The organism is Agromyces sp. ISL-38 (assembly GCF_018613935.1).
GTDB lineage: Bacteria > Actinomycetota > Actinomycetes > Actinomycetales > Microbacteriaceae > Agromyces.
In genome coordinates, this window is record NZ_JAGGPF010000015.1 from 41,816 (window position 1) to 64,905 (window position 23,090).

Sequence of the window (23,090 nt, forward strand, 5' to 3'; positions counted from 1 at the left end):
GCCTGCCCGGTGCGTTTCGCCCAGTGCCAGCGGCCAGCGACCCAGCACCCAGCGCCCGGCCACGCTCAGCGCAGCGGCTTGATCATCTCCAGCTCGAGCCCGCCGGGGGCGAGCTCGTACGCACGGCTGCGGCCGGTGAGGGTGAAGCCCAGCTTCTCGTAGAACCGCCGGGCGCGAACGTTGTCTTCATGCACCTCGAGCCGCAGCGTGTCGCCCCAGTTGCGGGCCCATTGCTCCACGGCGTCGAGGAGCAGGCGCGAGACCCCAGCCGCGTCGCCGCGGTGGTCGGGCGCGACATAGACGCCGACGAGTGAGGGTCCGGTCTTGGCATCGGGGATGTACCCGCCCATGTAGCCCACCCAGCGCTCGCCGATGATCGCGACGATCGCGGTCTGGCCGCGGGTCGTGCCGCGCGCGCTGCGAAGTCGCCACGTGGCTTCGTCGACGAGAAGTGCGTGTTCGAGGGTCTCGCCGTAGGCGAGCGGATAGTCGCGCAGCATCTCGAGGCGGAGGGCTCGAACGGCCTGCCAGTCGTCGGCCTCGGTGGTGCGGATGACGACGTCGTGCTGGGGCATCCTTCGACGCTAACGCATCGGCAAAGGGCGGCGGCCCGAATCCGCTAGACTATCGCGAGGCTTTCATGCCTTCGGCTGCGGCACGCGCGGCCGTCTCGATCTTTCTGTGAGGTTTTGATGGGTTCTGTCATCAAGAAGCGTCGCAAGCGCATGGCAAAGAAGAAGCACCGCAAGCTGCTCCGCAAGACGCGCCACCAGCGCCGCAACAAGAAGTAGTCCTTCAGCTGAGCGCCAGGCATCAGGCCTGGCGCTTTTCGCTGTACCCGGGCGGCATGCGTAGGCTTGCAGGGTGACCGCACGAGACATCCGCCTGACCCTCATCGGCAAGCCCGGATGCCACCTCTGCGACGACGCGCGAGCGGTGGTGCAGGGCGTGATCGCCGAGATCGAGACGGCGACGGCGACGGATGCCGCGCCGCGCATCGTGCTCGACGAGCGCTCGATCCTCGACGACGCGAAACTGCACGCGCGCTACGCCGAGGAGATCCCGGTGCTGCTCATCGACGGCGAGGTGCACGACTTCTGGCGCGTCGACGCGACGCGACTGCGGGCGGCCCTGCTCGGCGGCTGATCGACCTCGTAGCCCGGCGCCGCACGCTCCGTCAAGCCGTTGCCGGTTCTGCGCCATGCCCGTTGACTGGGGCCATGACGTCGATCTGGAAAGCGACCGCGACCGGCGAATTCGAGGGTCGGCCGCTCGTGCTGCCCGATCGCGGGGCGGCGCCCGGCGATCGGTATGACGTCGTCGTGGTCGGCGCGGGCATCACCGGCCTCACCACGGCGCTCGAGCTCCAGCGCGCCGGGCGCTCCGTGGCAATCGTCGAGGCGCGCGACGTCGCCGCACTCGCGACCGGTGGCAACACGGGCAAGGCAAGCGTGCTGCAGGGCACGCGGCTGAGCCGGATCCGGCGCTCGCACTCGGCTCGCGTGACGCGGGCCTACGTCGAGGCGAACCTCGACGGCCAGCGCTGGATCGAGCAGTTCAGCCGCGAGCAGCACGTGCCGTTCGAATTCGAGACGGACTACAGCTTTGCGCAGGAGCAGCGGGGGCTGCGCACGGTCGACGAGGTGTACCGGGCGGCGCTCGAGGCCGGTCTGCCCGTCGAGCGAGTCGAGCGGATGCCGGTGCCGTTCCCGTTCGCGGGCGCCGTCGCGCTCCCCGGCCAGCTCGCCCTCGACCCGTACCGGCTCGCCCTCGCGATGGCGCGAGAGTTCGTGCGGAACGGCGGCGCGCTCACTACGGGCGTTCGCGTCACCGGAGTGCGGGCATCGGATCCCGCCATCGTCGAGACCGAGAACGGCGCCCTGCTGACCGACGCCGTGGTCATCACGACCGCAGCTCCGGTGCTCTACCGCGGGTTGTACTTTGCGAAGACGCGGCACTCCCGCTCGTACCTCGCGTCGTTCCGGGTCGACGACCCGCCCACGCCCGGCCTGTTCATCTCCGTCGACGGGCGCACGCGTTCGTTGCGCACGGCGGCCGATCCCGAGTCGCCGGATGCCCCGCGGCAGCTGCTCGTCGGCGGCAACGAGCACCCCGTGGGCCGGGTGGACTCCGCCGCCGCCCGCGTCGAGGACCTCCTCGAGTGGACGAAGCGATACTTCCCCGGAGCCGAGCTCACCTACCGATGGTCGGCGCAGGACTACGAGTCGGCCAACCTCGTGCCCTTCGCGGGACGGATGCCGCGGGGCCGCGGCCGTGTCTGGGTCGCAACCGGGTACGCGAAGTGGGGACTCACGAACGGCGCGGCGGCGGCGCTGCGCATCTCGGCGGAGATCCTCGGCCAGCCCTGGCCCGAGCAGCGTCCGTGGATCAGGACGCTCGGCACCCGCGTGACCCGGCCGTCCGACGTCGGCCGCGGCATCGCCGAGAACGCCACCGTCGGTCGCGAGCTCGTCGCCGGGTGGGTGCGCGCCGAGTTGCACCGGGCGCCCGTGCCGAGGCCCGCGGAGGGTCAGGGTGTCGTGGCTTCCCGCGGGGGCGTTCCGATCGGTGTCTCGACCGTCGACGGCACGACGCGTGCCGTGCGTGCGGTGTGCACCCATCTCGGCGGCGTCGTGTGCTGGAACGACGCCGAGGGCACGTGGGACTGCCCGTTGCACGGCTCGCGCTTCGAGGCATCCGGTCGCCTCATCGAAGGGCCGGCGAGGCGTGACCTGACCGCGACCGAGCGACCCGACGGCGAGGTCTGACACTTCAGGCGACGTCGCGCACGCAGCGGAACCCGATGTGCGTCGTCGCCGTGTCGTCGGCTTGTGGCGAGCGCGCAGCCGGGCGGTAGCGCAGGCAGTACTCGGGCGAGCAGAGGTGCGACCCGCCCTTGAGCACCCGCCGGGGGATTCGCGACCCCGGTTCGGCGGATGCCGCGGTGAGCAGGTTCTCGCGGGCCTCGGGGTCGACCGCCACCTGGCCGGCCACCTCGTGCCGTGGCGCGTAGAAGTCGGTCGTCCACTCCCACACGTTGCCGACGACATCGAAGAGACCGTATCCGTTGGCCGGGAACGTCATCACGGGCGAGGTGCCGACCCAGCCCTCGGCGCCCGTGTTGCGGTAGGGGAACGTGCCCTGCCACTGGTTCACCATCAGCCGTCCGCCAGGGCGCTCCTCGTCGCCCCACGCGAATCGCGCCCCGTCGAGGCCTCCGCGCGCGGCGAACTCGAACTCCGCCTCGGTCGGCAGTCGCTTGCCGGCCCACGCCGCGTAGGCCGAGGCATCCGCGAAGCTCACCTGCACGACGGGGTGGGTCGGCTTCTCGTCGACGGATGACCCGGGCCCGAACGGATGCCGCCAGCTCGCGCCGGCGCCCCAGCGCCACCACTGCCGCCAGTCGCGGAGATCGACGGGACCGTCGGTCGGCGTGAACACGAGCCCGCCGGGCACGAGGGCTGCCGGGTCGGCGCCCGGGAAGTCGGCGGGATCGAGCGGTTGCTCGGCCACCGTGACGTATGCGGTCGCGTCGATGAACGCCGCAAACTGCTCGTTCGTGACAGGGTGCACGTCGATCTCGAACGGCTCGACGGCGCGCTCGTGCACGGGCGTCTCGTCGGGGTAGAACTCGCTCGACCCCATGCGGAACGCGCCGCCGTGGATGCGGACCGTGCGCGTGATCTCGGTCATCCTTCGAGCCTACGTCTGCCGACCGCGGGTTGAGGAGCCGCGGAGCGGCGTCTCGAAACCCGTGTGTCTCACACCTCCCGTTGCCGCTCCCGCTCCAGATCCTCGGCCTCGCGACGAGCGAACCAAGCCGCGATCGGCACGTCGGTCGACGAGTGGGCGACGATCGACAGCACGATCGCCACGACGATCACGTGGAACATGAGTTCCGCACCGGGCACACCGCTCGCGAGCACGAGCAGGCCGTACAACACGGAGGCGAAGCCCTTCGGGCCGAACCATGCCGCCGTGAGCCGCTCCTCCCACGGAAGCCCACTGCCGAGGAGCGAGAGTTGCACCGAGGCGGGCCGGGCGAAGACGAGAAGGAGCACGGCGAAGACGTAGCCGGTCCACGGTACGTCGGCGAGAATCTCCGGCGAGATGAGCGCGCCGAACATCAGGACGGCGAGCAGTTTCACGAGCTCGGAGATCTGGCCGCCGAATTCCTTGAAGGCGTCCCGCATCTCGGGGGCGACCGTGGCGATCGTGATGCCCGCCGCGTACGCCGCGAGATAGAGGTTCGCGTGCGTGGCGAGGCAGATGCCGAGCACGATGAGCGCGACGGCGATCGGGGTGAGCGAGGCGTACAGCGGCGTGCGGGAGAAGACCTTCCACCGCACGAGCCAGGAGATGACGATCGGCACGGCGACGCCGACGAGGATGCCGAGTCCGAGCTCTTTGGCGAGTTCCATCGGTTCGGCGTCGGGGCCGCCGACCGCGGCGATGAGGAAGAGCACCACGGGCAGCGCGAGCCCGTCGTTCAGCCCGGACTCGACCCCGAGGAGGTGCCGCACGCGATGGGGGATCTCGCCTCGCCCCACGATCGCCGATGCGAATACCGGGTCCGTCGGAGCGAGCACGGCCGCGACGAGGAAGGCCTCGGGCCAGGAGAATCCCAGCAGCCAGACGCCGAGCACCGCGCTGATGATGAACGTGATCGGCATCCCGAGGAGCAGGGCGCGCCCCGGAAGCCGCCACGCTGCGCGCAGGTCTCGGAGGCCCACCTCCTGTCCGTCGGTGAAGAGCACGATGAAGAGGGCGAGCGACGAGACGGTCGTGACCGTCGGGTCGGTCGGGGAGAGCACCACGACATCGAGCACGCCGCTGCCGAGCACGAACCCGGCGATGAGGAAGAGCACGGTCGTCGAGAGCACCGTGCGATGCGCGAACCCCGAGATGAGGATCGCGGCAAGGAGGACGAGCGCGAACGAGAGGAGCAGGGCTTCCACGTTCGCAGTCTGCCCGAGCCGCGACCCGCTGTCGAACGACCGGCTACGGCAGCAGGCGCGTGGGGCCCCGGAACAGGTAGGTCGTCTCGCGGATCGAGTGTTCCTCGAGCATGAGCATCAGCACGCGGGCGAGGCCCATTCCGAACCCGCCGTGCGGGGGCACGCCGTAGCGGAAGAAGTCGAGGTAGAACTCGAGCTCTTCGGGGTCGAGCCCCTTCTCCTTCGCCTGCCCGACGAGCACGTCGATGCGGTGCTCGCGCTGCGCTCCGGTCGAGATCTCGACGCCGTTGTAGATGAGGTCGTACGAGTCGGCGTCTCGACCGTCGACGGCACCACGCGCGCTGTGCGGGCGGTGTGCACCCACCTCGGCGGTGTGCTGTGCTGGAACGACGCCGAGGCGACGTGGGACTGCCCGTTGCACGGCTCGCGCTTCGAGGCATCCGGTCGCCTCATCGAAGGGCCGGCGCTCCGTGATCTGGCAGCGACCGAGCGGCCTGACGGCGACGTCTGACCCGGCCAGGCGACGTCGCACGATTCGAGCTCACGGCGCGCCGCTGGGCTCAGGCCCGCTCCTGCAGCCGGATCGACCGGAAGAGCGACTCCAGCGGAGCTTCGAGCTCTTCGACGGCGAAGGCGTTCGATTCGATGAGCTCGAGGATGAAGACGAGTCCTCCGGCGAGGCCGATGTACCGCTCGACGTACAGAGGCTCGTCTTCTCCCGTTGCGGTGATCACCACGGCCCGCGCAGCCCGGGCGAACGACGTCCCGTCGAGCGGCGCAAGCACTTGAACGAAGCCGCCGATGCCTGCGCGGGCAAGGTTGCCCAGATCGGCTTTCTCGCGTGCCTCGGGTACCTCTGAGATGTAGAGGTGCACGAGGCGCTCGAGTCCGCCAAATTCGGGAAAGTGCCAGAACCGCTCGATCGCGCCGGGGAGCGGCCCGGTGACGCGTGCGAGTGCCAATGCGGTGCGTTGCAATTGCTGCTCGACCTCAGCGCCCGCGTCGAAGCCGTCGAGCAGGGAGCCGGCGAGGTCGGCGGCCCAGTGCTCGTCGTTCTGGTAGCCGTTCCAGGGGAAGGAGAGCGGGATCGGGATCCAGACGCGGTGGTCGAGGTCGATCGTGTATTCGAGTGTCAACGCCACCGGAAGGTCTCCATGATCGAGTCGGACAGTTCCGCGAGCGCGCCGAGCATCGTGGCATCCGTGTCGGCGAGCGCCGGGATGCTGGTGAAGAACAGGAGCCCACGGCGGGGGTGCTCGCCGGGCAGGGGGAAGCCGTAGCCGATCTGCCTCGACTGCACCTCGGCGAGCTCGCCCGTTCCCCGTTCGGTGGACTGCCAGCGGAAGATCGGCCCCCACGGCGCCGTCACCACATCGACCCGCCGGCCTGCGAGGGAGCGCATCGCCGACTCGAACGTCACGTCGGGTGGGCTGACGAATTGCTTCATGGCGATGGACATGGGCGTCAGGACCTCGTCGTCGCGCTCGCCGGGAAGGTACACGGCTGACGCCCTGATCGAGAGCAGGCGCCGCCACTGCACCTCGATGAGCGTGCGCGCCTGCGCGTCCAGGTCGGGGCGGCCGGCGTTCTTCAGGCGTGCGGACATCCGGGCGACGAGCTGCCGCTTGCCCTCGTCGTCGACGATGAAGCGAGTCCACCCCGGCGGCATCATGATGTGGAAGCCCGTTGGGGCCCCGGTCGCACGTTGGGTCAGATCCATCTGAATGACTCCATGATCCTGTCGGAGAGGCTGACGCATGCCTCGACGGACGCTCGGTCGCCGCCGGCGATGACGGTCGTGAAGACGAGACCATGACGAGGGTCGCCGGGTGCAGCGATGCCGTACGTGAGGGTGCGGGACTGATCTTCCGCGCGCTCGGTCCTGCGCTCCCGCGTGGAGGCATCACCACGATGCGTCCGGTGCGATGTGAGGGTGATGTCCATCGCGGGGACGCGCGGGTCGGAGGCGGACGGGCGATACCGCCAGGTGTCCGGTCGGCCTGCCACATCGCTCCTGGTCCATCCTGCGGGAACCTGGATCTCGAATCGGCCGGGTTCGTCGTCGCGCAACGGGACGAACATGTCTGAGATGAGGCCCGCCCTGCGGAGCCGGTCATACCTCACGCTGAATGGGATGGCGCGGGCCGCCACGACGACGACGCAGGCGGCGGCGAGCGCAGCTCCGATCCAGTGCGCGCCCAGGTAGACCATCGGATCGGACGGCTTCGCGATCATGCCGGATGACGCGGGAAACGTGAACGCGAAGTAGAGATTCGCGACGGTCGCGCCGATCGAGTACGCGAACGCCGCGTTCAGCTGCGGCGCCTGCACGATCTTCGTCGTCACCAGCAGGGGCACCACGAGGGCGGCGGCGACCACGCCGAGGAAGACGGAGACCCATTCGGGTACGACGAAGATCGGGAACGGTACGATCACGTCGTATCGGGGGCGGTCGTCGGGCAGTGCCTGCGAGCCGGAGAGCAACAACGATCCGATGAGGAACGCGATGAAGATGACCGTCGGGATCAGCTGGGCCCCCGCGAAGGTCCGCAGGATCAGAACGTGGGGGCCTCGCCGACGTGGGTCACGCGCTGCTCCTTGATGACTCACGGACTCAACTGTATGTCGCGAAGTCCTGGGATCGGTGGCTGCACGCCCAACACGCCCGCCACGTCGCCTCCCGTGAAACCGCCCCACAAGCCCGTGTTGAGCAGGCGTTGGCCGGCTCCGGGCAGGGCACCGGTCGTCGTTGAGATGAACTGCTGCACGGCGGGATTCGACGCCCAGGGCGACGTTCGCATGGTCGTGAGGAAGTTCTGGACCTGAACGGCCTCGGTGCCGCCCATGGTGATGGACTTGAGGGGGTTCACGAACATGCCCGGGTTCGGCAGCGCGAGCCGCGCGGTAAGCGGAGCGAAGAGGGATCGCACGGGCGTGACCCAGGTTGTCGGGCGCAGCAGGCTGACCCGCGGGAGCCCGGCCCGGATCGCCGTCGTGGCGATGCCGCGGCCGCTGCGGATCACGGCCGCGAGCACGGGTGCACCGCGGGAGAGGAGCTTGCCGATGCCGAACGGCAGCAGGCCCACCGCCGCCCAGGCGACATCGCTCAACGTCGCCTTGCCGTACGCGAATTTGAGGAGTGTCAGGCCGAGTGCCAGCACGGTGAGCCCCAGGATGATGAGGCCGAGCAGGCCCGTGAGCGGGGCCCCGATGATGAGGGCGATGATACTGAGCACGAGCAGGACGTACCCCACGACGGCGAGCACGTCATCGACGAACTCCCAGAAGCCGTCGTTGTTGCCGGCGGTGTCCATCGCCTTCTGGATTCCGTTGACCGCGTCGTCATACGCGTCCGACCATGTCTCGAAGACCGTGTCGAATCTCTCCCACAGGTCGTCGCGCGTGCCCTCGGCGCTGTTCAGCGCCGTCGACGCGTCGGAGAGGGCTTCTCCTGCCGAGCTCCGTTGCGCATCGGTCGGCTCCTCTTCCCAGACCCAGGTGCGGTCCAGGTCGTCGACGCCGGACTGCGCCTCCGCCTTCGCGTCCAGAGCGTTCTGGTAGGTGTTCTCGGCGCTCTCGATGTCATCGATCCGAGGGTGGATCCAGTTCTGCGCGGTCTGGAGTGCGATCGCATAGCTCTTCAGCACCTCGCCGGTGTCGGAGTAGCGCACTGATGCCGCTTTGAGGTCACCGGCCGTCTCGGTGGCCAGTTCGGCCAGCTTGTCGGTGCCCTTGCTCTTGTGCACCGATGAATCGCCGATCGCCGTGAGCTCGTCGGCGGTCTTCTCCATCTGCGTGCCGAGGGCGACCCACGCCCGGCCTCGGTCGTCGATGTCGTCGGGATTGCCCTCGAGGCGACGGAGCTCGTGATTTCCATCGGGGGATCGCATCAGCGCGGCCCCGTCGTGGTCGTCGTGGCAGTGTTCGTACTCGCGGAGCTGTCTTCCAGCTGGGCCGCGGTCTCGGTGTCCCACTTGTCCCAGCCGTCGATGATCGACGTCAACTGGTCGAGGATGTTCTGCAGGTTCTCGGTGAGCTTCTCGCGTTTGCCGTCCCAGGCGGACTCGAAGTCGCCGACCTTGTCGCGGAGCTCGCCCCGCTCGTCTGGGCGGCCGATCGCGTCTTCGAGGTCGTCGTTGATGTCCGCGGCATCCGAGAACTCATCGATCGACGCCTTCAGCCCAGCTTTCGCCGTGCGGAGTCGCTCCCTGTCGAGCATCACGTCGAGTCCCATTGGCTCCCCCAAAATCATGGCTGACTTGTCGAGACTAGCCGTGTCCCTGGCGCTTCGACATGGGGAGGACTGCCCGCCATGCCCCGGCGCCGATCGGCGTGGAGTGCGAGCGACGCGGGCGTGGCGGCTCGATCGCCGACCGTAGTGGTACGACCGAGCCGGCTACGGCAGCAGGCGCGTGGGGCCCCGGAACAGGTAGGTCGTCTCGCGGATCGAGTGTTCCTCGAGCATGAGCATCAGCACGCGGGCGAGGCCCATTCCGAACCCGCCGTGCGGGGGCACGCCGTAGCGGAAGAAGTCGAGGTAGAACTCGAGCTCTTCGGGGTCGAGCCCCTTCTCCTTCGCCTGCCCGACGAGCACGTCGATGCGGTGCTCGCGCTGCGCTCCGGTCGAGATCTCGACGCCGTTGTAGATGAGGTCGTACGAGTTCGTGAGGGTCGGGCGCTCGGGGTGGCGCATGTGGTAGAACGGCCGCAGGCTGATGTCCCAGTCCGTGAGGAACACGAAGTCGTGACCGTAGGCCTCGCGCACGTAGGCGGAGATCTGGCGCTCGCCCTCGGGGTCGATGTCCGCGTCGTCGCGCGGGATGATGTAGCCGCGGTCGGCGACGATCTGCTTCGCCTCGGCGAGCGGGATGCGCGGGAACGGCGTCGTCGGCACCTCGAGCTCGATGCCGAAGAGCTCGAGGATCTCAGCGCCGTGCTTCTCCTTCACCGCCGTGAACGCGGCGACGAGAAGCTCCTCGTGCATGCGCATGACGTCTTCGTGGGAGTCGACCCAGCTCATCTCGGCGTCGATCGACGTGAACTCGGTCGCGTGCCGAGACGTGAACGACGGGTCGGCACGGAATGCCGGGCCGATCTCGAACACCTTGCCGAAGCCGGCCGGCTGCGCCATCTGCTTGAAGAACTGCGGGCTCTGTGCGAGGTAGGCCTTGCCCTCGAAGTAGTCGACCTCGAAGAGCTCGGCGCGCGACTCGCTCGCGCTCGCCATGAGCTTCGGGGTGTGGATCTCGATGAAGTCGTTGTCGACCCAGTACTGCCGCAGCGCGTGCTCGAACGTCGTCTGGATGCGGAAGATGAGGTGCTGCTTCGGGTGGCGCAGGTCAAGGAAGCGCCAGTCCATGCGCTTGTCGAGGCTTGAGTCGGCCGCAATCGGCGTCTCGGGGTTCGCCTCGGCGACCACCTCGAGTGAGCCGATCTTCACCTCGAGGCCGCCGAGCTTGACGCGCTCGTCGTGCTTCAGCTCGCCCGACACGGTGAGGAAGGTGCCGTGCGCGAGCGCCGAGATCGACTCGGTCGTCGCGAGCCGAGCGGATGCCGCGGCATCCGCCCCCTCTTCGAGCTCACGCGTCGCGGGGTTCACGAGCTGCACTGCACCCGACTCGTCGCGGAGGATGACGAACTGCACCTTCTTCTGATCACGCACCGTCTCGACCCATCCGGACACGGTGACGGGGCCGTCGGGGAGCGCGGCGAGGTTCTTGACGAGGGTGCGGGTGTTCACGATCGACCATCCTACCTGCGGCGATTTCCACGCCCGCCCGGCGCTGCTCGACCACCGGGCGCTCGGCGATTTCATAGGGAACCGCTCCGTAGACTGGAGATCGTGCCGGCCGAGCAGATCCATCTCGTGCGCCATGGCGAGGTCTTCAACCCCCAGGGCGTGCTCTACGGTCGTCTGCCGGGCTACGGACTCTCCACCCTCGGCCACGAGATGGCGCAAGCCGCCGCCGACGACCTCGTCGGCCGCTCCCGGCCGGTGAGCGCCCTCATCTCCTCCCCGTTGCAGCGCACCCAGCAGTCCGCGGAGCCCATCGCTCGGGTGTTCTCCCTCGAGGCCTCGCTCGACGACCGTGTCATCGAGCCCGAGAACCGGTTCGAGGGCAAGCGCATGAGCGGCCCCGACGGCGCCCTCCGCGATGTGCGCACATGGGCCTTCCTCGTGAATCCGCTGCAGCCGAGCTGGGGTGAGCCGTTCCGCCAGATCGTGACCCGCATGCTGCGCGCGATGGACGACGCCTGGAACTCGGTCGATCACGGCGATGTCGTGATCGTGAGCCACCAGCTGCCGATCTGGATGGTGCACCGCCGCGTCTCAGGCAGGTCGCTCTCGCACGACCCGCGCCGGCGTCGCTGCGCCCTCTCGAGCATCACGACGTTCGAGCGTCGCGACGACGGGTTCGTCGAGGTCGGCTACCGCGATCCGGCGGCGGGTCTTGCGGCGCAGGCGACCGACGTGGGGGCGGTGTGATGCGCGCGCTGGAGCTTGGAGCGAAGGCCATTTCTGGCCTTCGCCGCGACGCCAGCGCCGACGGCCGTCTCGGCCGGCGGTACCTCGCGCCTCGTTGTGCGGCGCTCGCCGTGGCATCCGCTCTCCTGCTGACCGGCTGCACGAGCGATCCGCTCGCCGAGCAGTACCGCGAGGGCAGCGGCAAGAACTACATCGCGGGCGACGGCACCGTCTCGGAATTCGACGAGGCGCAGCGCGGTGAGCGCATCGAGTTCTCGGGCGAGACGGTCGAGGGCGATCGCTACGACTCCGCCGACGCCGAGGGCGACGTGCAGGTCGTGAACTTCTGGTACGCGGGCTGCGCGCCGTGCCGGGCCGAGGCACCCGTCCTGCAGGAGGTGTCGCAGGCGTTCGCCGGTGAGGGCGTGAGATTCGTCGGGGTCAACGTGCGCGACCAGGCCGGCACCGCGGCCTCCTTCGAGGAGAAGTACGGCGTGACGTATCCGTCGATCCTCGACGTCAACTCGGGGGAGGCGCAGCTCGCGTTCTCGGGCCCCGTGCCGCCGGCCGCCGTGCCGACGACGATCGTGCTCGACCAGGAGGGCCGCGTGGCCGCGAGGGTGCTCGGGCAGCTCAACAGCGCGTCGATCCTCGAGTCGATCATCGACCAACTGCTCGACGAGCAGGCGTAGGCCGGGCGGCGGGGCATGGGCGTCGGCGAGATCGTGCTGAACGGGCAACTGCTCGCAGCGATGCCGATCGCGCTCGCCGCGGGCATCGTCTCGTTCCTCTCGCCGTGCGTGCTGCCGCTGGTTCCCGGCTACCTCGGGTACGTCGGCGGATTCACGGATGCCTCTGACAACCCCGCGGAGGAGCGCCGCAACCGTCGACGCCTCCTCCTCGGCGTGCTCCTCTTCATCGCGGGTTTCACGCTCGTGTTCCTCATCTTCACGACCACGTTCGGCGTGATCGGAGCGTGGCTCCAGGTCTACGCCGACGTGCTCGTGCGGGTGCTCGGCATCGTGCTCATCGTCATGGGGCTCGTGTTCATCGGGCAGTTCACGTTCCTGCAACGCACCATCAAGCCCTCGTGGCGGCCTGCCACCGGCCTCGCGGGCGCGCCGCTGCTCGGCATCGTGTTCGGACTCGGCTGGACCCCGTGTATCGGCCCGACCCTCGCCGTCGTGCTCGCCCTCAGCGCGGACTCCGCCTCGGCGGGCCGCGGGGCGCTCCTCGGCCTCGCCTATTGCATCGGCCTCGGCATCCCGTTCCTGCTCGTCGCCCTCGGCTTCGGCTGGGTCACGGGCTCGCTCGCGTTCCTCCGCCGGCACATCCGGGCCATCAACATCATCGGCGGATCGCTCCTCATGCTCATCGGCGTGCTCATGGTGTCGGGCCTCTGGACCGTCTGGATCTACGAGCTGCAGGCGGTGATCACCGGTTTTGTCCCCGCAATCTGATCCGGGTGCGCCGTCGCGTCCCGCCGATCACATCGACTCCGTCGAGAGTGCGCCCGACGAGGCATCCGTCACCCAGCCGAAGCTCGGCTTCGTCGGATGGATCCGCTTCGCGTGGCGGCAGCTCACGAGCATGCGCACGGCCCTGCTCCTCCTGCTGCTGCTCGCGATCGCCGCGGTTCCCGGCTCCCTCGTGCCGCAGCGCTCGAGCGACCCCAACGGCGTCGTGCAGTACTTCACCGACAAGCCCCGCCTCGCGCCGGTGCTCGACGGCTTCCAGATGTTCGACGTGTACACGTCGGCGTGGTTCTCCGCGATCTACCTGCTGTTGTTCGTGTCGCTCATCGGGTGCATCGTCCCGCGCACGAAGCACCACCTCGAGGCGCTGCGAGCCCGCCCGCCGCGCACGCCGGTGCGGCTCTCGCGGCTCGCCGGCTACACCGAACGGCCGCTGCCGGTTACGGCAGGCTCAACCAACAGCAGGGCGGCCGCGGATGCCGCGATCGACGCCGCGGCGAAGCAGCTCCGCCAGGCGGGGTACCGGGTCGAGCGCTTCGACGTGCGCGGCGAGGCATCCGTCTCCGCCGAACGCGGCTACCTGCGCGAGACCGGGAACCTCGTGTTCCACACCGCGCTGGTGGGCGTGCTCGTGGCCGTGGGCATCGGCGGCGGGTTCGGCTTCGCGGGGCAGCGCGTGATCGTCGAGGGCCAGTCGTTCGTCAACACGCTCGCGGCCTACGATTCGTTCAACCCCGGCCGCTTCTTCGACGACACGTCGCTCAAGCCCTACCGGATCTCACTCGAAGAGCTCGACGCCGTCTACGAGACGCGGAACCAGGACGCGATCGGGCAGCCGATCGACTTCACCGCGCACGTCACCGTGCAGGGTCAGGGCGAGCAGGCGGTCGACGACGTCGTCAAGGTCAACGCGCCGCTCTACACCCACGGCACCGACATCTACCTGCTCGGCAACGGCTACGCGCCGACGATCACGGTGCGCGATCCCGACGGCGAGGTGGTCTTCACCGACTCGGTGCCGTTCCTGCCGCAAGACGCGAACCTCACCTCGATCGGCGTCGTCAAGGTGCCCGACGGCCTCGAGGAGCAGGTCGGCATGGTCGGCTTCTTCTACCCGACGCAGAGCGAGCTCTCCTCGGGTGCCTACTCGTCGAGCTACCCCGACCTGATCTTCCCGGTGCTCACCCTCAACGTGTACCAGGGCGACCTCGGCATCGACGGCGGCGAGCCCACCTCGGTGTACACGCTCGACCCGTCGAGCATGGAGCAGCTCACTGGCGGTTCGACGGGCGTCGACTCCATCGAGCTGAAGCCCGGCGAGACCGCCGAACTGCCGAACGGGCTCGGCTCGGTCTCCTTCGACAATGCTGATCCGGATGCCGCAGAGGGCGACCTCTCGCAGAGCGTGCCGCGATTCGCGTCCTTCGACATCCACCACGACCCGTCGCAACTGTGGGTGCTCGCGTTCGCGATCCTCATCCTCGCCGGACTCCTCGTCTCGCTCTTCGTGCCGCGCCGGCGCATGTGGGTGAAGGCCGCGTCGCACGCCGACGGCCGGGTGGTGCTCGAGTACGCGGCACTCGCCCGCGGCGAGGACCCGGGGCTCGAGGCCGCGGTCACGGCGTTCGCCGACCGGCACGTGGCCGGGCTCTCGGCCGCCGAACCGCCACACGACCGCAATTCCTCTTCGACGTAAGGTAGAAGCCGTGACGTTCACGCTCGACGAGATCTCCATCCTCTGCGTGTATTCGGCGATGGCCGTGTACGCGATCGCGTTCATCGCGTACGCGATCGACCTCGCGAGGCGCTCCGCTGCGGCGACGCGCGCCGTCGACGAGTCGAAGGCGCCGGTCGCGGTGGGCGCAGCGGCGGTGGGCAGCACCGACGGCGTCGCGCGTCCTGCGAACAGGGCGGGCGCTGCGGCATCCGTCGTCTACGGTCGCTCGCCGGCACTGCGTGTGGGCGTGGCCATGACGGTCGTCGCCTGGCTGCTGCACCTCACCGCCGATGTGCTGCGCGGTCTCGCCGCCGGGCGGGTGCCGTGGGCCAACATGTACGAGTTCGCGCTCACGGGCACCCTCATCATCATCACCGTGTTCCTCCTCGTGCTGGTGCTCGTGAAGCAGGACCTGCGCTTCCTCGGCACCTTCGTGACGGGCCTCGTGCTCGTGCTGCTCGGCATCGCGACGGTGAACTTCTATGTGGGCGTCGTGCCGCTGCCCCCCGCGCTGAAGTCGCCGTGGCTCGTGATCCACGTGTTCGTCGCATCGTCGGCGGTGGGCTTCTTCGCGCTCGGGTTCGCCCTCTCGGTCGTGCAGCTCCTGCAGTCGCGACGCGAGTCGATCGCCGAGACCGCGAAGGCCGTGAAGCAGAACTTCCTCGCGACGCTTCCCGATTCGTTCACCCTCGAGAACCTCGCCTATCGCGTGAGCATCATCGGCTTCATCCTCTGGACCTTCACGCTCATGGCCGGAGCGATCTGGGCCGAGAAGGCCTGGGGCCGCTACTGGGGCTGGGACACGAAGGAAGTCTGGACCTTCATCATCTGGGTCATCTTCGCCGGGTACATCCACGCGCGGGCGACCCGCGGCTGGCGCGGCTCACGATCGGCGTGGCTCGCGATCATCGGCTTCTCGGCGGTGCTGTTCAACTTCACGATCGTGAACCTCTTCTTCAAGGGATTGCACGCGTACTCGGGACTCTAGGCAGGCGTCGACGTTCGTTTCGGTCTTCGGGTCTCCATGGCCTCGGGTCTCAGGGTCTTCAGGGCGCTCTGGTATCCCACCTTTGGGCTCGGGGCCGGCCCTACGGCGTAACACGTTCCGAGCCTTCGGTGCTCCCTTTGGACTCGGTTATCCCGGTACTTCGGTACTTCGGTACTTCGGTACTTCGGTACCACTTCCCGCGGAGGATGCGTCATCGGGTGCGCGGTGAATGGCGAGCAAAGGTTCTCTACTTGGGTGCCGAAACATCTGCGAGCATGAGGTTGCTGGAGTCGCGCGGCGAAGCCGGCGAGCGGCGGTGATCGGCTGAGCATGCACCGGCCGACAGCTTGACCATTTCCCCGTCGCCCCGCGAACGCGGCATATCCAATGAGAGCGTTTGCAGCGCAGGTCGCGCTGTGAGGAGCGAGATGACGCGGCATCCGTCGACTCCGTCGTCGCGGTGGCCGCGTGGCTGTAAACGCTTGCATTAACGTGACGGCCGCTGATACGGTCGCTCCAAGTCGGTGGCACGCGGTCGTGCCGAGGAATCGGGAGTCAAGGATGACGCAAGGCGCTCGCGCACGCAGATGGTTCGCCCTCGTGGTGTCGGGAGCCCTCGCGGCATCCGCCATCGCCGTGATTCCAGGCCTTGCGGCCGCCGCCGAGGAGCCGCGCACGTTCGCGCTGGTCGGCTCGCTGCAGTCGGAGCTCGGATGTCCCGGCGACTGGGATCCCGCGTGCGCCGAGACCGAGCTCACCGCGACCGGCACGCCCGGCGTCTTCGCGGCCGAGTTCACTGTGCCCGCCGGCGCCTGGGAGTACAAGGTCGCCGTCAACGACACCTGGGACGAGGCGTACGGCCTGAACGGCGGCGGCGACAACATCCCGCTGACCGTCGCGGGCGACACTCCCGTGCGCGTCGTGTTCGACGACAACCTCAAGCGCGTGGGCCTCGAGGCGACCGGACTCCGCGGCGCCTACGACGAGGCATCCGACGCCGCCCTCGTGTCCGACCCAGTGCGGCAGCCCGGCAGCGACGAGACCTTCTACTTCGTCATGACCGACCGCTTCGAGAACGGCGACGCGACAAACGACCAGGGCGGACTCACCGGCGACGCGCTCACGACCGGATTCGACCCGACCCACAAGGGCTTCTACAACGGCGGCGACCTCGCCGGCCTGCGCTCGCAGCTCGACTACATCGATGGGCTCGGCACGAGCGCGATCTGGCTCACGCCGAGCTTCAAGAACCGCCCGGTGCAGGGCGAGGGCGCGAACGCGTCCGCCGGCTACCACGGCTACTGGATCACCGACTTCACCCAGATCGACCCGCACCTCGGCACGAACGCCGAGCTCGAAGCCCTCATCGCCGAGGCGCACGCCAAGGGCATCAAGGTCTACTTCGACATCATCACGAACCACACCGCCGACGTGATCGACTACGCCGAGGGCCAGAACTCGTATATCGACACGGCGACCGAGCCCTACCGCGACGCCGACGGCAACGCGTTCGACCCGGCCGATTACGCCGACGGCAGCCAGCCGTTCCCGGCCCTCGACCCGGCCACGAGCTTCCCCTACACGCCCGTCGTCACCCCCGAAGACGCCGACCTCAAGGTGCCGGCGTGGCTCAACGACCCGACGCTCTACCACAACCGCGGCGACTCGACGTGGGAGGGCGAGTCGGTCACGCTCGGCGACTTCGTCGGCCTCGACGACCTCATGACCGAGCACCCGACCGTCGTGAACGGCTTCGTCGACGTCTACGAGAACTGGATCGACCTCGGCATCGACGGCTTCCGCATCGACACCGCCAAGCACGTGAACTTCGAGTTCTGGGAGCAGTGGTCGACGCAGGTGCTCGACTACGCGCACGCAGCCGGCAAGCCCGACTTCTTCATGTTCGGCGAGGTCTACGACGCCGACCCCGTCAAGCTGAGCCCGTACGTGCGCAACAGCGACATGAACTCGGTGCTCGACTTCACGTTCCAGTCGCAAGCCGTGAGCTTCGCGGCGGGCAACTCGGCGAAGGGCCTGCAGTCCCTCTTCGCGGGCGACGACTACTACACGACGCCTGACTCGTCGGCGACGGCGCTGCCCACCTTCCTCGGCAACCACGACATGGGTCGCGTCGGCTACTTCCTGAACTCCACGGCCGAGCCGCTGCAGCGCGACGAGCTCGCCCACGAGCTCATGTTCCTCACCCGCGGCCAGCCGGTCGTCTACTACGGCGACGAGCAGGGCTTCGCCGGAATCGGCGGCGACCAGAGCGCCAGGCAGACGCTCTTCCCCACGCAGGTCACCGAGTTCCAGAACCAGCCGCTCGTCACGGGTGAGACCTTCGGCACCGGCGAGCATTTCGCAACGGATGCCCCGCTCTACGAGCACATCGCCGCCCTCACGACCCTCCGCGAGGCGCACCCGGCTCTCGAGACGGGCGCGCAGCTCGAGCGCTACGTCGACAGCGGCGCGGGCGTGTACGCCTTCTCGCGCGTCGATCGCACCGAGAAGACCGAGTACCTCGTGGCGCTGAACAACTCCAACGCGGCGAAGACCGTCGACGTGCCGACGCTCACGGAGGGCGGCGCGTTCCAGGTGCTCTACGGCGACGGCACGGCAGCGACCGCGGATGCCGCGGGCCTGGCATCCGTCACCGTGCCGGCGCTCGGCGCCGTGGTGTGGAAGGCCGACCGCACGGTGAGCGCGCCCGACGCGGCATCCGCCATCTCGGTCTCGGTGCCGGTCGCGGGTGCCGGCGTGACCGGGGTCAGCCCGGTCGCCGCCGATGTCGACGACGCCACCTGGCAGGAGACGAGCTTCGCCTGGCGCGTCGCCGGCTCCGCAGACTGGCACGCGCTCGGCACCGCTGAAGACACGAGCCCCCGCGTCTTCCACGACACGGCCGGCCTCGCGAAGGGCACGCTCCTCGAGTACCGCGCGGTGTCGACGGATGCCGCCGGCCACCGCTCGGCCGCTTCGACCTACGCGTCCGTGGGCAACGCCGTGAACCTCGTCGAGGAGGACAACCCCGAGCCCCCGATCGAACTCGTGACCGTGCCGGGTTCGCACAATTCCGAGATGGGCTGCGCCGGCGACTGGACGCCCGGTTGCGATGCCGCGAAGCTCACGCTCCGCGCCGACGGCATCTACGCCGGCACGTTCGACCTGCCCGCGGGCGACTACGAGTACAAGGTCGCGCTCAACGGCAGTTGGGACGTCAACTACGGCGCGAACGGCGAACAGAACGGGCCGAACGTCTCGTACTCTCACACCGGTGGGCCGATCACGTTCTACTGGAACCCGAACACCAAGGTGGTCTCGTCGACCGCCGAGGGGCCCACGGTGACGCTGCCCGGCAGCTTCCAGTCCGAGGTCGGATGCCCCGGCGACTGGCAGCCCGAGTGCCTCGCCTCACTCATGCAGGACGGCGACAAGGACGGCGTCTACACGTGGTCGACCTCGTCGATTCCCGACGGCTCGTATGAGGTGAAGGTCGCCCACGGCCTGAACTGGAACGAGAACTACGGCGTCGGCGGTGCGCCCGGCGGTGCGAACTACACCTTCACGGCCGAGGGCGGCAAGCTCATCGAGTTCCGGTACACGATCGCGACCCACGTGCTCGAGATCGTCGTGACCGACCCGCCGCTCGCGGGCGCCGGGCAATCGCGGGCGCACTGGGTGAGCGAGGACACGCTCGCGTGGCCCGCGGAACTGCTCGGCGGAGCATCCGCCGACTCTGCGACCTGGACGCTCGAGCACTCGGCCGACGCCACGCTCGCAGCGGCCGAGGGTGCGGTGACCGGTGGTGGTGAGCCGATCGAGCTGACGCTCGACCCGGCCGGCCTCTCCGACGCGCAGCTTGCGAAATTCCCAGCGCTCGAGGGCTTCCTCGCCCTACGTCCGATCGGGCTCGATCGTGCTGCGGTGCAGCAGCTCCTGACCGAGCAGCTCGCGGTGTCGCAGACGACGGAAGATGCGCTCAGCGCGTTCACGGGCGTGCAGGTGCCCGGCGTGCTCGACGACCTCTACGCCGACGCCGTGGCATCCGTGCCGCTCGGCGTGAGCTGGCAGGGCGACGCCGCGAGCGCCACGCTCTGGGCGCCGACTGCTCAGGCCGTGTCGCTCGAGCGTTGGGATGCCGGCGCATCCGGTGACCCCCAGGTGATCGAGGCGACCTTCGACGAAGCCGACGGCACGTGGAACGTCGACGGCCTCGGCGCCGGCGACGAGTACCGCTGGTCGCTCCAGGTGTTCGCACCGACCACCGGTGCCATCGAGACGAGCTCGGTCACCGACCCGTACTCCGTAGCCCTCACGACGAATTCGGTGCGCACCGTCGTCGTCGACCTCGACGACGAGTCACTGCGACCCGCCGAGTGGGAGGAGACGCCCGCGCCCGTCGTGGAGCGTGCGGTCGACCGCGCGATCTACGAACTGCACGTGCGTGACTTCTCGATCAGTGACGAGACCGTGCCCGAGGAGGAGCGCGGCACCTACCGCGCCTTCACCCGCGACTCGGCGGGCACCGCGCAACTCGAGCAGCTCGCCGAGGCCGGCATCAACACGGTGCACCTGCTGCCGACGTTCGACATCGCCACGATCGAGGAGCGCCGCGACCAGCAGGCGACCCCGTCGTGCGACCTGGCGAGCTTCGGCCCGGCATCCGCCGAGCAGCAGGCCTGTCTCGAGTCGATCCGCGACCTCGACGGCTTCAACTGGGGCTACGACCCGTTCCACTTCCAGGCGCCCGAGGGCTCCTATGCGGTGGACCCGAACGGCGGCGCCCGCGTGAGCGAGTTCCGCGAGATGGTCGGTGCGCTGCACGCGACGGGCCTCCAGGTCGTGCTCGACGAGGTGTACAACCACACCGCGGCATCCGGCCAGGGTGAGAAGTCGGTGCTCGACAAGATCGTGCCCGGCTACTACCAGCGCCTGAACGCCGTCGGCAACGTCGAGACCTCGACGTGCTGCCAGAACGTCGCAACCGAGCACGAGGTCGCCCAGAAGCTCATGGTCGACTCCGTGGTGCTGTGGGCGAAGGAGTACAAGGTCGACGGCTTCCGCTTCGATCTCATGGGCCACCACTCGAAGGCCAACATGCTCGCGGTGCGCGCTACGCTCGACGAGCTCACGCTCGCGGAAGACGGCGTCGACGGCTCAGCCGTGTACCTCTACGGCGAGGGCTGGAACTTCGGCGAGGTCGCGAACAACGCGCTCTTCGAGCAGGCCACGCAGGGGCAGCTCGGCGGAACGGGCATCGGCACATTCAACGACCGACTGCGTGACGCCGTGCACGGCGGCAGCCCGGTCGACGGCGCGTCGACGTTCGTGCAGGGCTACGGCACCGGCCTTGCGACCGACCCGAACGGCGACCCGATCAACGGCACGTCCGAGCAGGCGTTCGCCGACCTCGGCCACCAGACCGATCTCGTGAAGCTCGGCCTCGCCGGCAACCTGCGTGCCTACGAGCTGACGGATGCCTCGGGCGACGTGGTGCGCGGCGACCAGCTCGACTACCGCGGATCGCCGGCCGGCTACGCCGACCAGCCCGACGAGGTCATCAACTACGTCGACGCCCACGACAACGAGACGCTCTACGACCTCTCTGTGTTCAAACTCCCGACCGACACCCCGATGGCCGACCGCGTGCGCATGAACACGCTGTCGCTCGCGACGGTGACCCTTTCGCAGTCGCCCTCGTTCTGGCACGCCGGCACGGAGCTCCTGCGCTCGAAGTCGCTCGACCGGAACAGCTACAACTCGGGTGACTGGTTCAACCGCATCGACTGGACCGGTCAGGAGTCGACGTTCGGCTCGGGTCTGCCGAACGAGGCCGACAACGGCGGCAAGTGGTCGATCATGGCTCCGCTGCTCGCGAACCCGGCGCTCAAGCCGGCCGCTGCCGACATCGCCGCTGCCGAGGCATCCGCGCTCGACCTGCTGCGGGTGCGCGACGAGGTCGACCTGCTGCAGCTCGGCTCGGCGGAGCTCATCGACGAGAAGGTGTCGTTCCCGATCAGCGGACCGGATGCCACGCCGGGTCTCATCGTGATGCAGATCGACGACCTCGTGGGAGTCGACGTCGATCCTGAGCTCGACGGCGCGCTCGTCGTGTTCAACGCATCGCCCGAGGCGATCACCGAGACGGTCGACGGGATGGCGGGCCGCGAGTTCGCGCTCGCCGACGCGCTCGCGAACGGTGCCGACCCGGTCGTGAAGGCGACGGAGTGGGATGCCGCGAGCGGCGCGCTCACCGTGCCGGCTCGCACCGCCGCAGTGCTCGTCGACGGGCAGGAGCCGCCGGAAGTGGGAACCTCGGTGGTCGCCGTGCCGAACAAGGTCTTCGCGAAGGCCGGATCCTCGGTGAAGCTCACGGGCCAGGTGACCGCCGCCGACGGGACCGACGCGGTGGGCACCCTCACCATTCTCGACGGCGACAACGCCATCGCCACGTCGCAGGTCGCGGCCGACGGCACGGGACGGTTCGAGGTCAAGCTGCCGAAGCTCCGGGCCGGCATCCACGTGCTGACGGTCGCGTTCGACGGTGGCGAGGGCTATGCCGATTCGCAATCGGTGCCCATCGTGATCGTGCTCTGGTAGGCGCGGCACACTCGAGATCAGGCAAACGGCGCGAAATCAGGCAGAACTTCGGATTCCCTGCCTGATTTCGCGTCGTGAACCTGATTCCGATCAGTCGCCGGGGTCACCCATGAGGGGTTGTGGGAAACCAAGTAGCTTCACCCGCGACCACCACCCCGTTCAGGCGGATGCCGCGCCGTCACCATCGTGCGCCTGCGCGCGGGCAGCGAACCGGCCGTCAGGCGGCGGGCAGGTGCACGGTGGTGTGGCCGCTGTCGGGCTCGCTGAGCTCGAGCACGAGGTCGTCACCGTCGCATGAGGCGCGGGCGCCCTCGATCGGATTGTGGTCCATGATCTTCCGGACGATCGCCGCGGTGGGTCCCGCCGCCGCGTCGACCGCGGGATCCGTGGTGCGCCCATCCACGACCTCTGAGGTCGAGAGCACGCCGTCGTCGATGGTGTATCGACCGGTGAGCCTGCCACTCTGCCGCACGTCGACGACCGTGCTGCCGTCGCTCAGCCAGATGTCGTAGGCGGGTTCCACCCAGAACGTCTCCTCATCGAAGCCGATGACATAGCGGCCGTTGAAGGTGTGCATGTACTGCTGTTCGGCTCGCAGGCCGACGAGGGCTTGCTCGTGATACTCGCGCGCCTCCTCCACGTCGATGACCCGCGCTCGCTGGATGCAGGCAGCAGCCGAGGACGCCTCGGGCTCGGGCGTCGCCGCGGCGGCATCCGTGACGGGCGGGGGAGCCGCGAGGCATCCGCTCAGTCCGGCTCCGATCGCCGCGGCGATCGTCACGTGGAGGATCGGGGGGAGGCGGTGGGGTCGCGGCACACGTGCTCCTCGAGCGATCGTCGGTGAAGGTGGCCCCACGCTATCGGAGGGAATGCTCCGGAGGGGCGT

19 protein-coding genes and 2 pseudogenes are annotated in these 23,090 nt (G+C 68.9%); 10 read left to right on the top strand and 11 right to left on the bottom strand.

Going from position 1 to position 23,090, the window contains the following annotated elements; genetic code table 11:
- Positions 1-65 precede the first annotated feature (65 nt).
- Positions 66-575 (bottom strand): N-acetyltransferase, encoded by a 510-nt coding sequence (locus J7E25_RS16525; protein WP_214871268.1) that lies wholly within the window; start codon positions 573-575, stop codon positions 66-68.
- A 117-nt stretch (positions 576-692) separates the two neighbouring features.
- Here J7E25_RS16525 and J7E25_RS16530 point away from each other — a divergent pair, with 117 nt between their 5' ends.
- The 3 genes from J7E25_RS16530 to J7E25_RS16540 all read left to right on the top strand — a co-directional run bounded on the left by J7E25_RS16530 (position 693) and on the right by J7E25_RS16540 (position 2,768).
- On the top strand, positions 693-791 hold the full coding sequence (locus J7E25_RS16530; RefSeq protein ID WP_003792170.1) for a 30S ribosomal protein bS22: 99 nt from the start codon (positions 693-695) through the stop codon (positions 789-791).
- Positions 792-864: 73 nt separating this feature from the next.
- Positions 865-1,146: a glutaredoxin family protein gene (locus J7E25_RS16535; RefSeq protein WP_214871269.1), complete on the top strand. Its 282-nt coding sequence runs from the start codon at positions 865-867 to the stop codon at positions 1,144-1,146.
- 74 nt (positions 1,147-1,220) lie between these two features.
- Complete coding sequence (locus J7E25_RS16540) at positions 1,221-2,768, top strand: FAD-dependent oxidoreductase (protein WP_214871270.1); 1,548 nt, start codon at positions 1,221-1,223, stop codon at positions 2,766-2,768.
- A 4-nt stretch (positions 2,769-2,772) separates the two neighbouring features.
- Here J7E25_RS16540 and J7E25_RS16545 read toward each other — a convergent pair whose 3' ends face one another.
- From J7E25_RS16545 to J7E25_RS16555, 3 genes and pseudogenes are all read right to left on the bottom strand, one after another.
- Positions 2,773-3,693, bottom strand: a complete 921-nt coding sequence (locus tag J7E25_RS16545; protein ID WP_214871271.1) for a formylglycine-generating enzyme family protein — start codon at positions 3,691-3,693, stop codon at positions 2,773-2,775.
- 68 nt (positions 3,694-3,761) lie between these two features.
- Positions 3,762-4,958: a sodium:proton antiporter gene (locus J7E25_RS16550; protein ID WP_214871272.1), complete on the bottom strand. Its 1,197-nt coding sequence runs from the start codon at positions 4,956-4,958 to the stop codon at positions 3,762-3,764.
- Between the two features lie 43 nt (positions 4,959-5,001).
- Positions 5,002-5,268 (bottom strand): annotated as a pseudogene (locus J7E25_RS16555) (amino acid--tRNA ligase-related protein); the annotation flags it as partial.
- On the opposite strand from J7E25_RS16555, the pseudogene J7E25_RS16560 reads away from it, so the two are divergent.
- Positions 5,266-5,469 (top strand): annotated as a pseudogene (locus J7E25_RS16560) (Rieske 2Fe-2S domain-containing protein); the annotation flags it as partial. The pseudogenes J7E25_RS16555 and J7E25_RS16560 sit on opposite strands and share 3 nt — an antisense overlap.
- A gap of 49 nt (positions 5,470-5,518) precedes the next feature.
- Here J7E25_RS16560 and J7E25_RS16565 read toward each other — a convergent pair.
- From J7E25_RS16565 to aspS, 6 genes are all read right to left on the bottom strand, one after another.
- Positions 5,519-6,100, bottom strand: coding sequence for a hypothetical protein (locus J7E25_RS16565; protein ID WP_214871273.1), 582 nt, complete (start codon positions 6,098-6,100; stop codon positions 5,519-5,521).
- Positions 6,091-6,678 carry a hypothetical protein gene (locus tag J7E25_RS16570; protein ID WP_214871274.1) on the bottom strand — a complete coding sequence of 196 codons (588 nt, stop codon included), beginning with the start codon at positions 6,676-6,678 and terminating at the stop codon, positions 6,091-6,093. Before J7E25_RS16570 ends, J7E25_RS16565 begins: the two co-directional genes overlap by 10 nt.
- The gene (locus tag J7E25_RS16575; protein ID WP_214871275.1) at positions 6,669-7,568 is read right to left on the bottom strand and encodes a hypothetical protein; all 900 of its coding nucleotides are present in this window, start codon (positions 7,566-7,568) and stop codon (positions 6,669-6,671) included. The genes J7E25_RS16570 and J7E25_RS16575 overlap by 10 nt, the downstream gene beginning before the upstream one ends.
- A complete protein-coding gene (locus J7E25_RS16580) occupies positions 7,565-8,848 on the bottom strand; it encodes a hypothetical protein (protein WP_214871276.1) in 1,284 nt (427 codons plus the stop codon). The genes J7E25_RS16575 and J7E25_RS16580 overlap by 4 nt, the downstream gene beginning before the upstream one ends.
- A complete protein-coding gene (locus J7E25_RS16585; RefSeq protein ID WP_214871277.1) occupies positions 8,848-9,192 on the bottom strand; it encodes a hypothetical protein in 345 nt (114 codons plus the stop codon). Before J7E25_RS16585 ends, J7E25_RS16580 begins: the two co-directional genes overlap by 1 nt.
- 162 nt (positions 9,193-9,354) lie before the next feature.
- On the bottom strand, positions 9,355-10,698 hold the full coding sequence (gene aspS / locus J7E25_RS16590) for an aspartate--tRNA(Asn) ligase (RefSeq protein ID WP_308164624.1): 1,344 nt from the start codon (positions 10,696-10,698) through the stop codon (positions 9,355-9,357).
- Positions 10,699-10,800: 102 nt separating this feature from the next.
- Here aspS and J7E25_RS16595 point away from each other — a divergent pair, with 102 nt between their 5' ends.
- From J7E25_RS16595 to pulA, 6 genes are all read left to right on the top strand, one after another.
- Positions 10,801-11,445 (top strand): histidine phosphatase family protein, encoded by a 645-nt coding sequence (locus J7E25_RS16595; RefSeq protein ID WP_214871279.1) that lies wholly within the window; start codon positions 10,801-10,803, stop codon positions 11,443-11,445.
- Positions 11,445-12,116 carry a TlpA disulfide reductase family protein gene (locus J7E25_RS16600; protein WP_214871280.1) on the top strand — a complete coding sequence of 224 codons (672 nt, stop codon included), beginning with the start codon at positions 11,445-11,447 and terminating at the stop codon, positions 12,114-12,116. Before J7E25_RS16595 ends, J7E25_RS16600 begins: the two co-directional genes overlap by 1 nt.
- A 15-nt stretch (positions 12,117-12,131) precedes the next feature.
- Positions 12,132-12,884 carry a cytochrome c biogenesis CcdA family protein gene (locus tag J7E25_RS16605; RefSeq protein WP_214871281.1) on the top strand — a complete coding sequence of 251 codons (753 nt, stop codon included), beginning with the start codon at positions 12,132-12,134 and terminating at the stop codon, positions 12,882-12,884.
- Positions 12,868-14,595: a cytochrome c biogenesis protein ResB gene (locus tag J7E25_RS16610; protein ID WP_214871282.1), complete on the top strand. Its 1,728-nt coding sequence runs from the start codon at positions 12,868-12,870 to the stop codon at positions 14,593-14,595. Before J7E25_RS16605 ends, J7E25_RS16610 begins: the two co-directional genes overlap by 17 nt.
- 58 nt (positions 14,596-14,653) lie before the next feature.
- Positions 14,654-15,604 carry a c-type cytochrome biogenesis protein CcsB gene (gene ccsB, locus J7E25_RS16615; protein WP_214871320.1) on the top strand — a complete coding sequence of 317 codons (951 nt, stop codon included), beginning with the start codon at positions 14,654-14,656 and terminating at the stop codon, positions 15,602-15,604.
- A gap of 561 nt (positions 15,605-16,165) precedes the next feature.
- Entirely contained in the window at positions 16,166-22,204 is a 6,039-nt protein-coding gene (pulA, locus tag J7E25_RS16620; protein ID WP_214871283.1) for a pullulanase-type alpha-1,6-glucosidase, read from the top strand.
- A gap of 217 nt (positions 22,205-22,421) precedes the next feature.
- On the opposite strand, the gene J7E25_RS16625 is transcribed toward pulA, so the two are convergent.
- On the bottom strand, positions 22,422-23,021 hold the full coding sequence (locus J7E25_RS16625; RefSeq protein ID WP_214871284.1) for a hypothetical protein: 600 nt from the start codon (positions 23,019-23,021) through the stop codon (positions 22,422-22,424).
- Between the last annotated feature and the right edge of the window lie 69 nt (positions 23,022-23,090).